Origin of the sequence: Rhodococcus sp. UYP9 (assembly GCF_040547235.1) — a bacterium.
Taxonomy (GTDB): Bacteria; Actinomycetota; Actinomycetes; order Mycobacteriales; family Mycobacteriaceae; genus Rhodococcoides.
In genome coordinates, this window is record NZ_JBEPPH010000001.1 from 67682 (window position 1) to 81638 (window position 13957).

The 13957-nt window shown below is 60.7% G+C and carries 17 protein-coding genes; 2 read left to right on the top strand and 15 right to left on the bottom strand.

Features of this window, described 5'->3' with window-relative positions; translation table 11 throughout:
- Entirely contained in the window at positions 1-669 is a 669-nt protein-coding gene (locus ABIB36_RS00365; RefSeq protein WP_354558854.1) for an MspA family porin, read from the bottom strand.
- A 252-nt stretch (positions 670-921) separates the two neighbouring features.
- Between ABIB36_RS00365 and mscL the strand changes: the two genes are divergently transcribed.
- A complete protein-coding gene (gene mscL, locus ABIB36_RS00370) occupies positions 922-1398 on the top strand; it encodes a large conductance mechanosensitive channel protein MscL (protein ID WP_084347844.1) in 477 nt (158 codons plus the stop codon).
- Positions 1399-1543: 145 nt separating this feature from the next.
- Here the strand turns inward: mscL and ABIB36_RS00375 are convergent, their stop codons facing one another.
- From ABIB36_RS00375 to ABIB36_RS00415, 9 genes are all read right to left on the bottom strand, one after another.
- Complete coding sequence (locus tag ABIB36_RS00375) at positions 1544-1858, bottom strand: hypothetical protein (RefSeq protein WP_354558855.1); 315 nt, start codon at positions 1856-1858, stop codon at positions 1544-1546.
- A gap of 103 nt (positions 1859-1961) precedes the next feature.
- Positions 1962-2396 carry a hypothetical protein gene (locus tag ABIB36_RS00380; protein WP_354558856.1) on the bottom strand — a complete coding sequence of 145 codons (435 nt, stop codon included), beginning with the start codon at positions 2394-2396 and terminating at the stop codon, positions 1962-1964.
- Between the two features lie 163 nt (positions 2397-2559).
- Positions 2560-3291 carry an MspA family porin gene (locus ABIB36_RS00385; RefSeq protein ID WP_354558857.1) on the bottom strand — a complete coding sequence of 244 codons (732 nt, stop codon included), beginning with the start codon at positions 3289-3291 and terminating at the stop codon, positions 2560-2562.
- 552 nt (positions 3292-3843) lie between these two features.
- Complete coding sequence (locus ABIB36_RS00390; RefSeq protein WP_084347836.1) at positions 3844-4023, bottom strand: hypothetical protein; 180 nt, start codon at positions 4021-4023, stop codon at positions 3844-3846.
- Between the two features lie 17 nt (positions 4024-4040).
- Complete coding sequence (locus ABIB36_RS00395) at positions 4041-4538, bottom strand: MogA/MoaB family molybdenum cofactor biosynthesis protein (RefSeq protein WP_179142347.1); 498 nt, start codon at positions 4536-4538, stop codon at positions 4041-4043.
- Between the two features lie 89 nt (positions 4539-4627).
- On the bottom strand, positions 4628-6061 hold the full coding sequence (locus ABIB36_RS00400; protein ID WP_084347834.1) for a S1C family serine protease: 1434 nt from the start codon (positions 6059-6061) through the stop codon (positions 4628-4630).
- 158 nt (positions 6062-6219) lie between these two features.
- Positions 6220-7674: a HAMP domain-containing sensor histidine kinase gene (locus ABIB36_RS00405; protein WP_084347832.1), complete on the bottom strand. Its 1455-nt coding sequence runs from the start codon at positions 7672-7674 to the stop codon at positions 6220-6222.
- Positions 7674-8360 carry a response regulator transcription factor gene (locus tag ABIB36_RS00410; protein WP_084347830.1) on the bottom strand — a complete coding sequence of 229 codons (687 nt, stop codon included), beginning with the start codon at positions 8358-8360 and terminating at the stop codon, positions 7674-7676. The genes ABIB36_RS00405 and ABIB36_RS00410 overlap by 1 nt, the downstream gene beginning before the upstream one ends.
- A 55-nt stretch (positions 8361-8415) precedes the next feature.
- The gene (locus ABIB36_RS00415) at positions 8416-9033 is read right to left on the bottom strand and encodes a trimeric intracellular cation channel family protein (protein WP_084348070.1); all 618 of its coding nucleotides are present in this window, start codon (positions 9031-9033) and stop codon (positions 8416-8418) included.
- A gap of 86 nt (positions 9034-9119) precedes the next feature.
- Here ABIB36_RS00415 and ABIB36_RS00420 point away from each other — a divergent pair, with 86 nt between their 5' ends.
- Entirely contained in the window at positions 9120-10136 is a 1017-nt protein-coding gene (locus ABIB36_RS00420) for a magnesium and cobalt transport protein CorA (protein ID WP_084347828.1), read from the top strand.
- A gap of 7 nt (positions 10137-10143) precedes the next feature.
- On the opposite strand, the gene ABIB36_RS00425 is transcribed toward ABIB36_RS00420, so the two are convergent.
- The 5 genes from ABIB36_RS00425 to ABIB36_RS00445 form a co-directional block, all read right to left on the bottom strand.
- Positions 10144-10419, bottom strand: coding sequence for a hypothetical protein (locus tag ABIB36_RS00425; protein WP_354558858.1), 276 nt, complete (start codon positions 10417-10419; stop codon positions 10144-10146).
- Positions 10416-11351, bottom strand: a complete 936-nt coding sequence (locus ABIB36_RS00430) for an LLM class F420-dependent oxidoreductase (RefSeq protein WP_084347824.1) — start codon at positions 11349-11351, stop codon at positions 10416-10418. The genes ABIB36_RS00425 and ABIB36_RS00430 overlap by 4 nt, the downstream gene beginning before the upstream one ends.
- Complete coding sequence (locus ABIB36_RS00435) at positions 11348-11878, bottom strand: nuclear transport factor 2 family protein (RefSeq protein WP_084347821.1); 531 nt, start codon at positions 11876-11878, stop codon at positions 11348-11350. Before ABIB36_RS00435 ends, ABIB36_RS00430 begins: the two co-directional genes overlap by 4 nt.
- Before the next feature lie 152 nt (positions 11879-12030).
- A complete protein-coding gene (locus ABIB36_RS00440; protein ID WP_084347819.1) occupies positions 12031-12483 on the bottom strand; it encodes a nuclear transport factor 2 family protein in 453 nt (150 codons plus the stop codon).
- Positions 12484-12549: 66 nt separating this feature from the next.
- Positions 12550-13458: an NAD-dependent epimerase/dehydratase family protein gene (locus tag ABIB36_RS00445; protein ID WP_354558859.1), complete on the bottom strand. Its 909-nt coding sequence runs from the start codon at positions 13456-13458 to the stop codon at positions 12550-12552.
- Between the last annotated feature and the right edge of the window lie 499 nt (positions 13459-13957).

Below are 13957 nucleotides of genomic sequence, written 5' to 3' on the forward strand. Positions count from 1 at the left end.
TCAGCCGAGGCTGAACGGCTGGCCGTACAGAGTTCCCTTGTATCGGTAGTTTCCGGTGAGCTCGAGTGTTGTGTAGGACCGCGCCTGCGCAAATCCTCCGCAGTTCTGGACCGAGATCGCGACGTCCTGGTACTGGATGGCCGTAGTCGGTCCCAGCACATCCTTGGATGCTATTTCGACAGCGGCGACCTCGCGGTCCTGCAGCGGAATGTCGAAGTCAGCGCCGCCACCGATCTTGTTCTCGGTCTTACCTTCTCCGCCGATCAAGAACGGGATGGGGAACAGAGTGATGATGTTGGTGTTGCCACCCTCGATTCCGGCATCGAAATTCAACCCGAATTCGAGATCGGTCATATCGAGTTGGCAGCCGACCAAGTAGCCGGTCTTCAATGTTCCGGTCGAGCCTTCGGGAACCTCGGACAGTGCGGTGCCGGTGGTCCACGCGTTTCGGTTCAGTCCGTTGAAAGCAATTTGAGGCGCAACCTTTGCGGACTCATCGAAGTGCGCAATCTTGTAGGGGCCGGCCACCTTCTCTCCGTTGGCCAATGGGACGAATGTTTCCGCGTTGGCGGCACCGGTGGACAGCAGTCCGATGCCGACGGACGCCACGGCACCGAGTGCGACCAGCCGGCCGAACCTGCGCAGCGCGGAAAAGCGAGACTCGTTCATGATTCCCCTCATACAGCGTCAACTGAAAAGACTTCGAAATCCGACGGCCCTCACATGAAGCGAGGCGTTTCCTCGGGAAGGGTACTGGACATTCGGCATGCCGTCATGAACAAACGGAATCAAATTTTACAAGACCGTTATAGAGACAACATTCGAAGGACCAGCCAAGTTTCTCCCTGAACGCCGCTCATTCCGTTACCCTTTCCAACAGTGCATTGCCGTCCATCGGCCCGGCTGGACTCTAGGAGAATCATGCTCAAGGGATTCAGGGACTTTCTGCTCCGCGGAAATGTCGTCGATCTGGCCGTCGCGGTGGTCGTCGGAGCTGCGTTCACAGCCATCGTCACCGCGTTCACGACCAACGTGGTCAACCCGCTCATTGCGGCCATCGGCGGCTCCAACGAATACGGTTGGGGATTCCAAATCACCTCCAGCCCTGAGACATTCGTCAATATCGGCGCAGTGATCACGGCGGTCATCAACTTCATCATCCTCGCCGCGGTGGTGTACTTCATACTCATCCTGCCGGTGACGACCGCCAAGAAGCGGTTCGTAAGCAAACCCGACAAGGAACTCAGCGACGTCGATGTTCTCGTTCAGATTCGAGACATGCTGGCGGGCGGAACCGACGTCGGCCGCAGGCTCTCGACACCCGCGGATGACACCGGTGGCAGCGGCGAGGCAATAGGCGATGCCGACGATTCAGGCGGCGGGTTGCACAGCAAGTAGACAATACCCCCCCAAGGCCAGAAGGCCCGTTTCTGCTGATCCCCCCAGCAGAAACGGGCCTTTTTCGGCGATACCAAAAGCTTCTGTCGGGCTGGCATCACGCCGTTATGGCTACGCGCGGCGACGAAACAGTGCTTCGAGCGCCCTACTTAGTGCAATTGACCGAGAGGTACACGGCATATTTATCATCGTCGGAACCCTTGCCAGTCCTGTACGTCGCCCAGTCGTCGTAGTGGGTTACCGCGACTTGATTGAACACCACACAGTTCGGTCCACCGCCGTTCCGTGAAATCACCTTGGGGCTGTACCCGCCGTCCGCAAGCACGCCTTTGGCCGCAGATAGCGTCATTCCCACTGTCGACGCTGGGGGCACAATCGGAACGTCCGCGACGGCAACGGCACCGAAGCCGAACGCAGCACATCCGGTAAGACCGAGAACGAACACGCTCTTCTTGAACATCGTCACTCCTCTACCCGACCCGAAACGGAAAGAGCTTCAGAAGCAGCAAGTCTAATCTAGATCACAGTCCCAAACGGGTGATTCGACTGGTCTTCAGCAAATATCAGAATTTCTGAAGCGGAAACTCCGTCAATGTAATTTCCGTGCCGTCAGCCTCGCATGCGGACGCCACCGCAACCGAGTTGTCGACAAAGGCCTGACCAGAAGCACTGTCCGGCTCGGTCAGCTCGAGAGAGTCAGTCGGGAGCGTCGTGACGAGCGCCTGAAGGCCCTCCCGAACAGCACCACTAGCCTGCTCTGCCAGCGGTGCAAACTTGGAAATGGTCGCGTCCTTGTCGGCCGTCCACTTACCTACCTCGCCTGCCCCGACCGGTCCTCCAAGAGTCAGCTCGGTCAACTCGTTGTGCGTAGCGGCAAACTGGGTGCACACATCAGCGTTTGCATCCGGCGTCGAATTGCTCGCGGAATCGTCACTGCCACAGCCGGTTAGCGCGAGGACTGCAGCCAAGGCAACTGCAGAGATCATTTTGGAGCGCATCGATTATCAACCGTTTCTCGCGCACCTACGACCGAGGTTCGGGTGCACGCGTAAGAAAAGGGAACAGGAACACGCAGATCGGGCCCGTCCGGAGATATCCGGACGGGCCCGATCAGATGCAGCGCATCAGCGCTGAGGTGAAGCTTGAATCAACCGATCGAGATCAGTTGAAGGTCCACGGGTTGCCGTAGGTCACAGCAACATCACCGGTGGAGCTGGTGACGGAGACGTACGGGCGAACGCGAACGTTGCCGAGGATCCCGGTTGCGGTGCCGTGCGAGTTAGCGATCTGGATGGTGCCCGAAGCGCCTTCGGCGTCGCCCTCGGTGCCCTGGATGCTGCCCGAAGCGCCGACGGCGTCGACGATGCCGGGTCCGGGAGCAATCTCGGCCTCGAACTTGGCCGTCGGGATGAGCTGAGCTTCGGCGCCGATTCCGAATTCGGCAGGCAAGCTGGCCACATCGCCAGCGGAAGGCGTTGCGAGAAGGTCGACTTCGCCGCCCACGCCGGCCTTCGCCGTGATGCTGGGAGTTCCCCAACCGATTTTCACCGAACCACCGAGGCTCATCGGGTAACCGACCTGGTAGCCGATTGCCAGAGTGCCTTCGAAGTCTTCGGCGTCGGGTCCGGTGACGTTCCAGCCTGCAACGCCGTTGGCGAACCACTCACGGGTGAGCGGGTTGCCGTCGAGCGGGGAAACGCTGTTGATGAAGGTGTCGGACAGCGACACGGTGATGGTGTTGCCGTTGGCGTCGACGACAGTGTTGGTGCTGTCGACTGCTGCGGAAGCGGTACCGGTACCGAGCACCAGGCCGACAACCGAAGCGCCGGCTGCAACCGCAACGCTCATGGACTTGAGCCCACGGCTACGCCGCGACTTCTGGATCTCCGTCATTTATTCCTCATCATGTTCAGTCCCAGCACAGTCGCACGGGAAGCTTGTGGCTTTCACCCTCGGTTCACGACGGCAGCATTGCCGAGAATCCCCGAGCAGAACTTTGATCCTTGGATCGCGTTCGTTGTCAGTTCCGACCCAGGAGCGTCGAACGTGTAGTCCCACGTCCTCGAAGCCGGAAGCTGAGGGGAACATTAGAGGAGTTGCCGGATCGTGACAATCCCTACGATTTCCCGTCGGAGGTGTCCCGTTCGTGATGTGTTTCGGGCAGGTGAACGACGTTGACAACATACTGACGAGTAACGCAGATCACTTTTTGGACGCCCGTGGCCGGTCCGTTACAAACCTCACCGCGGACCGCACGTGGCTTGAAGTGGGCAGACACTCAAGTAACACGCCTCGCACCGCCGTCGAACGCCCCGAAAGTGGAGATTGGAATCACCGTGATCGGAAGCGCGACACCCATTTCGGGCTGACAAACAGTGCTAAAAACACGTAAACAAAGAATGAACACAGGTTCGACACAGCACGAAAAACGTGTCCTAGATCACATCAATAGTGGTGCGGCGGACGCTCCCGATCGAACCACTCGTCCGATCTCGTGTCCTCTGATCCCGTCCGCTCATCGCCCGTCGTTTCCGGGAGCACGTCCCCGAAGATACGAGCGAGCCGAGCCCGTTCGATTCGGGCTCGGCTCTCGTCGTCGTGCTTGTCGTTGTTGTGTTCGGCCATAGAAGGAGGCCTCCTACTCAGGCATCCAGGCCGGAGAGGTCGGCGATGACCTGACTCGCCAACGGGGTCAACGTCGCCATGCCGTCACGGATCGCAGCCCTCGAGGACGCCAGATTCACCACCAGTGTGCTGCCGGAAACTCCGACGAGCCCACGAGACAGACCAGCGTCGAGAGTGCCCGCCGCAAGCCCGGACGATCGAAGGGCCTCACTGATGCCCGGAATCTCTCGGTCCAAAACCTCGGCAGTGACGTCCGGGGTCACATCTCGCGGTGAGACGCCGGTTCCACCGATCGACACGACAAGGTCGACGCCACCGATGACAGCGGTATTGAGTGCATTACGTACATCGACTTCATCCGACGTCACGGCAACAACGCCGTCGACCAAAAATCCTGCTTCGGTGAGCAACTCTGTGACCAATGGGCCGGTCGAGTCCTGTTCGCTGCTGTTTGCGGTCCGATCGTCCACGATCACGACCAACGCCCGTCCAGCCAGAGGTGCCTCTATTTCCATAGTGCTTACCGTAGTAGTAGCGCGCTGTTCGGTCTCACGCTGTGCGTAAATCGTTGCAACTGTCGCCAAGAGATCGGTATCGGACAACATCAGCGGCCACCGGGGAATCCGGGGATCTGCAGCGGTGACTGCGGCTCCGATTCGGACGGCGGCTGGACGGCGGCGGTTTGCGGCTCGGCGGTTCCGAGGGTTACGTCGACGGTCTTGTCTTTGCCGCCTTCGTTGTACGTGATCTTCACCGAATCGCCGGGGGCGTGCGATCGCACGGCCGCGATGAGGGCGTCACCACTGGAAATCACTCGATCGTCGACCTTGGTGATGACAGCTCCCTTGGGGATGCCCGCTGCGGCAGCCGGCCCACCCTCGGTCACTTCTACTACCGTCGCACCGTTCGCGTCGTCTTGCGAGGGGACCTGGACGCCGATCATGGCCTGCGTAGCCTTACCGGTCTTGCTCAGCTCATCGGCGATGCGCTTGGCCTGATCGACCGGGATCGCGAAGCCGAGTCCGATCGATCCGCTCTGCGCACCCGAGGACTGACTTCCGCCGAGCGAGGCAATGGCGGTGTTGATGCCGATCAGCTGACCGTCGGTATTGACCAGTGCGCCACCCGAGTTGCCGGGGTTGATGGCGGCGTCGGTCTGGATGGCATCGATCACCGAGTTCTGGTTACCCGACTCACCACTGGTCGACACCGGACGGTTCAGCGCGGACACGATGCCCGTCGTCACAGTTCCGGCGAGGCCAAGCGGTGAACCGATTGCCACAACCTGCTGCCCGACCTGGAGGTTCGACGAGGTGCCGAGTTCGATGGGCGTCAGTCCTGTCTTGCCTTCCGCCTTGATGACCGCCATGTCCGACACCGCATCCGCACCCACGATCTTGGCGTCTGCAATCGACCCGTCCGAGAAAGCAACGCTCAGTTTGCCGTTGGCTCCCGCACCGGTCGCAACGTGATTGTTGGTGAGGATGAGTCCGTCCGAAGACAAGATGACGCCGGAGCCCTCACCCTCTGCCTGGCTGCCCTTGACTTGGATCTGCACAACGCTCGGCAGAACCTTGTTCGCCACGGCCTGGACCGAGCCGTCGGGGAAATTGGCGGCAGGCTGCGCCGCAGTGGCGCTGGAGTTGAGCGAATTGGACACGTTGCCAGTGCCGTTAGCGTTGTTGGTAGCCAGTGCCCCTACCGCGCCACCGATTCCGCCGCCGACCAGAACCAGTGCGATAGCGCCGGCGACGAGAGTGGTTCGGCCGGGCCGGGCCTTGAGCGCTGCGGGCGCCTGGGTTGCCGCCTCGTGATGCTGTGGTGCAGCGTGCTGGTTGTAGCCATACCCCTGTTGGGGATGCGGATCTTGACCGTATGACTGGCTTCCGTACTGCCCGGTGGCCTGCGGTTGGCCATACGGAGGTTGCTGCGGAGGAAATTGCTGGGTGGAATGCTGATCCGAGGGGCTCTGCGCAGTGGGATGCTCAGCCGCTGGACGCTCGGGGTTCTGCCCTGAGTCTGTGCGATCATCGGTCATCAGTGAGTACTTCTTTCAGTAGAAACCTCGGTAGAGGTCGCCCGCGTTGTTATCGGTAACAATGCCGGTTACTTCTGAGAGCGTGCTGAGATGCACCTATTGATTTCCCGAGACTCTCCAGCACCAAACCCTTTGCCGTAAAGCTCCTGGCCAGAAGGTCAAACATCCGAAGCCGTAGGCATGATCTGCGGATCCACTTCACCCGGCAACACAATTCGAATCAGCGCACCCCCACGTTCGGACACCTCCACACCGATGGTGCCGCCGTGTTTGACCACAACTTGCCGAACAATCGCGAGTCCTAACCCGGACCCGGGCATCGACCTCGACGCAGTCGATCTGTAGAAGCGATCGAACACGAGCTCGCGATCCTCCTCAGGAATACCCGGTCCCCCGTCGTCGACGGTGAGTTCCATGAGCCCATCGCCGATCTTGCGCATCACCACGCGAACCTCACCGCCCACAGGACTCCACTTGGCAGCGTTGTCGAGAACATTGAGCACCGCACGCGACAACCCTGCCTGATCCCCATAGACGAACCACGGCTCGAGCGTCGCGACGAAGTCGATTTCGTTGCGACGCCGTCGTACACGCTCGAGACTGCGGGCGACGGCATCGGCAAGATCCACGCGCTCGAACACCGTCTCGGGTGTGTCTTCACGGGCGAGGTCGACGAGATCTCCGACGAGTGTGGACAATTCCTGGATCTGCGCGACGACGTCCGTGCGCAACTCGGCCATGTCCTCGTCCGGAATCGACGGAGCGCCGGGGCGGCCCGCGGCGATCAGCAATTCCATGTTGGTGCGAAGCGAGGTCAACGGGGTACGGAGTTCATGACCTGCATCGGCGACGAGTCGACTCTGACGGCCTCTGGATTCGGCCAAGGCTCGGAGCATCGTGTTGAAACTTTCGGTGAGACGAGCCAATTCGTCGTCGCCGGTGACAGGAATCGGCGTCAGATCATCGGTACGGGCGACGCGTTCCGCTGCCGCGGTCAGTCTCGCAATCGGACGTAAACCGGTGCGGCCCACTGCCATTCCAGCGCCAGCAGCGAGTGCGACACCACCACCGCCGACGAACAGCAGAACCCACGCGAGTCGATCCAGTACCTCACCGGTGGGTGAAAGCCGTTGCGCAATAACAATTGTGCTGCCGTCCTGCGTGCGCTGACTGAGCACCCGTTGCCCGTCGACAGTCCGCAGAGAAAGATCACTCTCACCCTCGGCGACAGCGACTTCCGCAGCCCCGATCGGCACCTTGGAACCCGGCGGCACATATTTGGTGAGATCGGGATAGATCAGCGCAACCGAGACGTCGGTGCTGTACAGCGTTGCACCCGCAACGTAGCGGGGGTCGAACGTCACCAGATTGCTGTTGATCAACGCATCTGCCCGGCTACGAAGCTGGTTGTCAACGTCCCCGTACAACGCTCGCGACACGACGGCGTAAGCCGCTATCGCCATCACCGCCACGGCGATAGCCACCACCGACGCGGCCAACAACGTCACCCGCCAACGCAACGACACCGTCCGCGTCAACGGCATGGGAGGACGCATCGCCGACGGGTCCGCCACTGCCTGCGCGGGCGGCCGACGCCCGAAGGGAGCAACCATTACGGAGGCGTCTCGCGGAGCACGTAGCCGACTCCTCGGACCGTATGAATCAGCCGAGACTCCCCCTCAGCTTCGGTCTTGCGTCGCAGATAGCCGACGTACACCTCGAGAGCGTTCCCCGACGTCGGGAAGTCGTATCCCCACACCTCTTCGAGGATTCGACTGCGCGTCAGCACTCGACGCGGGTTCATGATCAACATTTCCATGAGCGAGAACTCGGTACGCGTCAGACTGATCGACCGCTCCCCTCGCGTCACCTCGCGAGTGACCGGATCCAGCGACAAGTCGGCGAACTCCATTGCCTCCGATTCTCCGTCGGCTTCCATCGCGGTGCGACGAAGCAGCGCGCGCAGTCGAGCCAACAATTCCTCGAGCGCGAACGGCTTGGGCAGATAGTCGTCTGCCCCGGCGTCGAGACCGGCCACACGCTCGGACACCGAGTCGCGGGCAGTGAGCACCAGAATCGGCAAGTCGTCCCCGACGCTACGCAAGCGTCGGCACACTTCGAGCCCGTCGAGACGGGGCATCATCACGTCCAGAACGAGCGCGTCCGGGCGATCGGCTGCGATCTTTTCGAGCGCATCGAGACCATCGACAGCGATGTCGACGGTGTAACCGTTGAAGGTGAGGGATCTCCTGAGCGAGTCACGGACCGCTCGATCGTCGTCGACAACCAGAATGCGCATTCGTCTAGTTTGTCCTGAAGGACTGAGATATGTCTGAGAAGGGTCCCGATGTGTCCTACTCCTCGGCAGGGAGGCGTCGGGCAATCGGTAGATTCCACCGTCTCCACAGGGCTAGAACACGCAGCCCCGTGGCGGCAACGGTGCCGATGACCAGGCCGATATTCACGGACCATCCGATTGCTTCGGTCACCGCAACCGCCGCTGAACCCAGCAATGCCGGAACGGCATACAGATCGCGCCGAAGCAGCAGCGGAACCTCGTTGACCAGGACGTCTCGAATGACGCCGCCCGCCACAGCTGTCGTCACACCGATGAGACAGGCCGCGAGTGAACTGCCCCCGCTCTCCAACGCGATCGTTGCACCCGTCGCCGCGAACAACCCCATTCCGAACGCGTCGAAGAGCAGCACGCCTTTCCAGACACGATCGATGACCGGATGCGCGACGAACACCAACAGCGATGTGATGAGCGCGACCGTCAGGTTGGGCCACCGATCCAGCGACGTCGGCGGGTGGATCCCGAGCAGGAGATCGCGGATGATGCCGCCACCGACTCCCGTCGTGATTCCGACGACGCACACACCGAAGAGGTCGAGGCGTTTACGAACACCGATCAGAGCGCCCGACGCTGCGAACGCCGCGATTCCCACATAACCCAACACATCCACGAGCACCCGGTAAGCGTCCCATGGGCGCATTCACCACTGCTGTGGCACGCTGAGTTCATTCGAGGAGCGCCACAGGAAAGGTTGGGTTCACGTTGCCGATCGTCGACAACGCCGTGTATGTCGACGGCAAGAGGACAGTCAACCCAGGCAGTCTCGACATCACCTACGAGGTGATGCGGGAACGCAAAGGGATGGCTTGGATCGGCATGTACCGCCCGGGGGTCGACGAAATCGACTCGGTCGCTGACGAATTCAGCCTCCACCGCCTGGCCGTCGAGGATGCCATCGCCGCACACCAGCGGCCGAAACTCGAACGTTACGACGACCAACTGTTCGTCGTACTTCGACCCGCTCGGTACATCGACGAGACCGAGAAGGTCGAATTCGGTGAACTCCACATCTTCCTGGGTCCGGACTTCGTCATCACCATCAGGCACGCCGAATCACCGGACCTCAAAGTGGTGCGCGAACGACTCGAGAAGGCACCCGCACTGCTCCGCCAAGGTACCGAGGCTGTGCTCTACGCCATCCTGGACCAAGTCGTCGACGAGTACGAGCCCGTGGTCGAGGGACTCCAAATCGACATCGACCAAATCGAAGACCAACTGTTCTCGAGAGACGAATCGGTGTCCCGACGCATCTACACCCTCTCCCGTGAGGTCACCGAGTTCCAACGCGCAACCGGGCCGCTGGTGACGATGATCGAACACCTCGCGAAGGGTTCGGACAAGTACCACGTCGACATCGAACTCCAACGCAACTTGCGTGACGTGCTCGACCACTGCGTTCGGATCGCAGAACGAGTCGAAACATTCCGGTCGAACCTACAGAACGCACTCTCGGTCAATTCGACGATGGTCGCCCAACAGCAGAACGACGAAATTCGTGCCATGACGCAGGTCAGTCTGGAACAAAACGAGCAAGTGAAGAAGATCTCGTCGTGGGGCGCCATCCTGTTCGCGCCATCACTTATCGCCGCGATCTACGGCATGAACTTCGAGGTCATGCCAGAACTGAGTGTGCATATCGGATACCCGCTTGCACTGCTGGCGATGGTCCTCTGCTCGAGCGCACTGTATGTGACCTTCAAACGACAGAAATGGCTATAGCTCTCTTTCAGAAGCTGAAGCCCCAATTGTACGGATTGAGAACCACCCGAAACCAGACACCGGCATCGGCGTCGTACGTGCAGGGGACGAAGACGATCGACTGCGAGGCCTGCTCCAGCGCCTGCGCTTTCGAACAGAAATATTGACCACCCTCGCCGGACATCTCGGCTCGGTACACCGGACCCACGTGCCAGGGCGCTGCCTCCGCCGTCGCCGATCCAAGGGCCACCGGCACGGATGCCAAGGCCACCAAAACTGCAACGCGTCGAGCTGATCGCTTCATGCCTGTGACGTCGCCTTCCGGTGGTCACTCGTTACTGCAACGACCTTGGGATCCGCCGCCTGGTCCAACTGGATGTCGAGGCCGGCAATCTCCGCGAATGCTTCGAGCTGCTCCAGGTAGTGAGCAAGCGATTCGTGCCGGACCGTCAGGTTGATCCGGGTCGCTCCGGCCTTCTCTGCGGAGGCGATAACCTCGGTTACCAGGCCTGACTCCTCGGTCGGGTCCAAGGCTTTACCCGGGGAGAACACGACATCGAAACCCTCCGGCAGATCGTGCCGGTCGAGCATCTGCCGCATCAGTTCCGGGGTCGGTCCACGGAAGGCCTGCGGCGCCGGGGCCCAACCGTCGGCGAGGGTGACCGCTCTGCGCAAGGCGCGCTCGCTGTGTCCACCGATCCACATCGGTACCCGAGGCTGGGCGGCGTGCGGGTCGACCACCATGTCCTGGAACGAGTAGTAAGGACCGTCATACGACACCTTTCTGCCGGACAACGCTGCCCGCAGTGCCCGGAGGGCGTCGTCGGCTCGCGGCCCGCGGTCGTCGAAGGGGACCCCGAGCATGTCGAATTCTTCCTTCAGATTCCCTACTCCGAACGCGAGGATCAGCCGTCCGCCGCTGAGATGGTCGAGTGTCCCGTACCGCTTGGCGATCTCCAACGGGTGGTAGAAGGGCAACACCAACACGTACGGCATGAACCGGAGTCGGCGCGTCTGCCCTGCCAGGAACGAGAAGGTCGCCAGGGGGTCGTAGAAGCGTTCGCCGCGCGGGAGCCCGGGCGGTACGGCCACGTGGTCACCACACGTCATGTACTCGTACCCGAGTCGATCGGCGGCCTGAGCTACCCGGACGAGCTCGGCAGTACCGGCCGCAGCCTCCCATGCGGGACGATGACCTGCCAACGCCACGATCGGCGAGCTGATTCCTACCTTCATACCTGTGCCTCCGTTACTTGTAACGTTCGCTGTAGTCGAATCAACGGGTCGTCCCCGTCCCTGCTTCCAGAAGGCCCCGCACCCTCTTTGGGTATCAGCCGGCCGGCGTCCGAGCGGGTCCATTCCCGCACAGCCCACCGCTCGGCGATCGCCCACCGACCGTCTCGCCAAGCGAAGTGGTCGACGAATCGCACGCCGCTGGTGAAATTCACCCGGGAATCGTCGGTAGGTTCGCCCCAGTGAACCGACGTGCCATACGTCTCGCTGATCGCACTATCACCGAGCAGTTCGACCAGATGATTGCCGAGGATGTGCATCGTCCCACCGCGCCGAGCCCTCAACTTGGGTTCGACCCAGGCGATGTAATCCTCACGCGTGCCCTCGAAGCCGGTGTGGTGGTCGATGGCGTCCACGTGATAGGCAGACCGAACGAGATCGAAATCCAGCCGGTCGATCCCGCGGCAGTACCGCAACACGACATCGTGGATCTGTTGGCGATCGGACCACTCGCTACGTTGAACATTCATACCGACCGACGGTAGCGAAAGCGGCACCATCCATTACCGCGAATCCCGCTGTGTGGGAGCAGCCACGGTGAGCGACGAATTTTACTGGCCACCTTGAATTTTGGGCTCGGACTGGCTTCGAGCCGGTATCCCGTCGGCCATTCCGGTGAAGATCATGATCTCACTCTCTTGATGGACCGAACATCGATCATATCGACGCATATTTCGCGTCGCACAAGATGCCACTTGTCATCGAATTTCCGATAGCTGTCGCCGTAATGCAGATGCCAAATCAAATCGGTATACTCATGCCCTTTTCGTAGGACATGATGCGCGACACATTTTATTCTTCCGCTTGCATATTCGGGGCTGACACCCGGTTCGAATACCTGCCCGACCAGTTCATGGAATGTCAACTCGAAGTCCCGCAGACGAGACAATTCACTCTCGATACCAGCCCTTCCGGAAATCCTCGTTACCGGCGCTATATTACTGGGAAGATCAGGGACGATCAGCTCGCCATCCTCCGTAAACAGGTTTGCTACGTCGGAGAATGATTTACTGTCCACAAGTGAAGCGTATCGATTGACCAGGTCGGACAAAGCGATGTAATCGTCAGTTTCCATGTTGATTTCGATCAGTCCTATCCTTCGACAATGAACATGCTTATCCGCCAGGTATCCCAGCCGCGGTTAGGTACGGGCCTTGGTTGCCGCGACCAATTCGGTGATGACCCGCTGGACATCACCCTGGGTGTAGCCCAGCGCAGCAGTCTCGGCGGCATCCGTCTCGTAGGAGATGGTGTTGCCTCGGCCCTGCACAATGAAAACGTCCGGTAGGAGGGGATGCTCCTCGTTGCGCTCCTCGAGTTGGATCTTGCTGCCCGCCGCGTCGAAGATCGTCTGAAAGTATTCACGGAACGTGAGATTTACATCGCCAATGAGATAGGCCTTCGATTCACCGCTCTGGAGTGCCCCGCGTACGGCTTCCGCGAGGGACCGTGCGGACATGTAGTTGGTTCCGCCGGCGGGGGCGAAGTTGGGGATGTCCGGCAAATTGCCTGCACCCCAGGCCAGAACCTTGCCTAGACCTGACATGGTGCCCCCCGGATTCGCTCCGAGTATCGACGGTGGATTGAGCGTCGTCACAGTGAAGTCCGCATCTGCGAGTGCTCGCGCGCCCTCGTCGGCAAGGCACCTGGCTCGAACGTATTCGTTGGTTTCGACCAACTTCGGGAGCACCTGGTGGTAATAGCTGCCGATCTGGACGACGCGGCGGACGCCAGCTTCCCTGGCGAGCGCGACAAACCGGGGCACGCCGCCGCTCTGCGTCTTCTCCCAGAAGTCGACGGTGTCCATGCCCCGGGGAATGTGCCTGATGTCGCTACCGGCCGCGAAGACCACGGCCTCGAATGGGGCAAGGTCCTGCGCCGAGAAGGTGCCCGCGCTGTAGTCACCGAGCACCAGTGGGAACTCTGACGCGAGAGAACCCGGCTTCGGCGCGGTGCGCGCGGCCACCGAGACGTCGTTTCCTTCCTCACGCAGAACTGCGGCAATATGGGTACCGATCATGCCGGTGCCGCCGACTATCAACGTCTTCATTTCGCTCCCTGTTTCTGAACCCGATATTCGGGACTGTAAACGCGATGCCACTAGGAATATCTGCCCAGGAGGCCGACTACCTCACGAAAGCAGTGCGGACCTGTCCGCATGACTCTCGTAGGTCCATCAGCTCTCCCTGTGTCGTCGACAAACCACCATCGACAACTGGATTACGAGCGAATGGCGCGTCTCTTCCCTCTCGAAACCAAGCACGACTGGGCGAGAAACATTGGCCGACTCCCGTTGAGCGGGACAGCAACTCTTGCACCGCGTTAGCATTCGCAGCTGCAGCGACAAAATCACTTCACTCCCCCACCCAATTCCTCGCTGAAGCGGTTCTTCGAATTCAACTGGGCAGCTCAGGAAGTCCGAATTTCGGCGCCCAGCCGGCGCGGATCGGGTTAAACCGAATCCTAAGGCCCATCCGGCGGGGTATGTCGCGGCGCGTTTCATCGTTCGCCAACGAAAAGCGGAAGGCCAATCCGACAAAGCTGCAGCG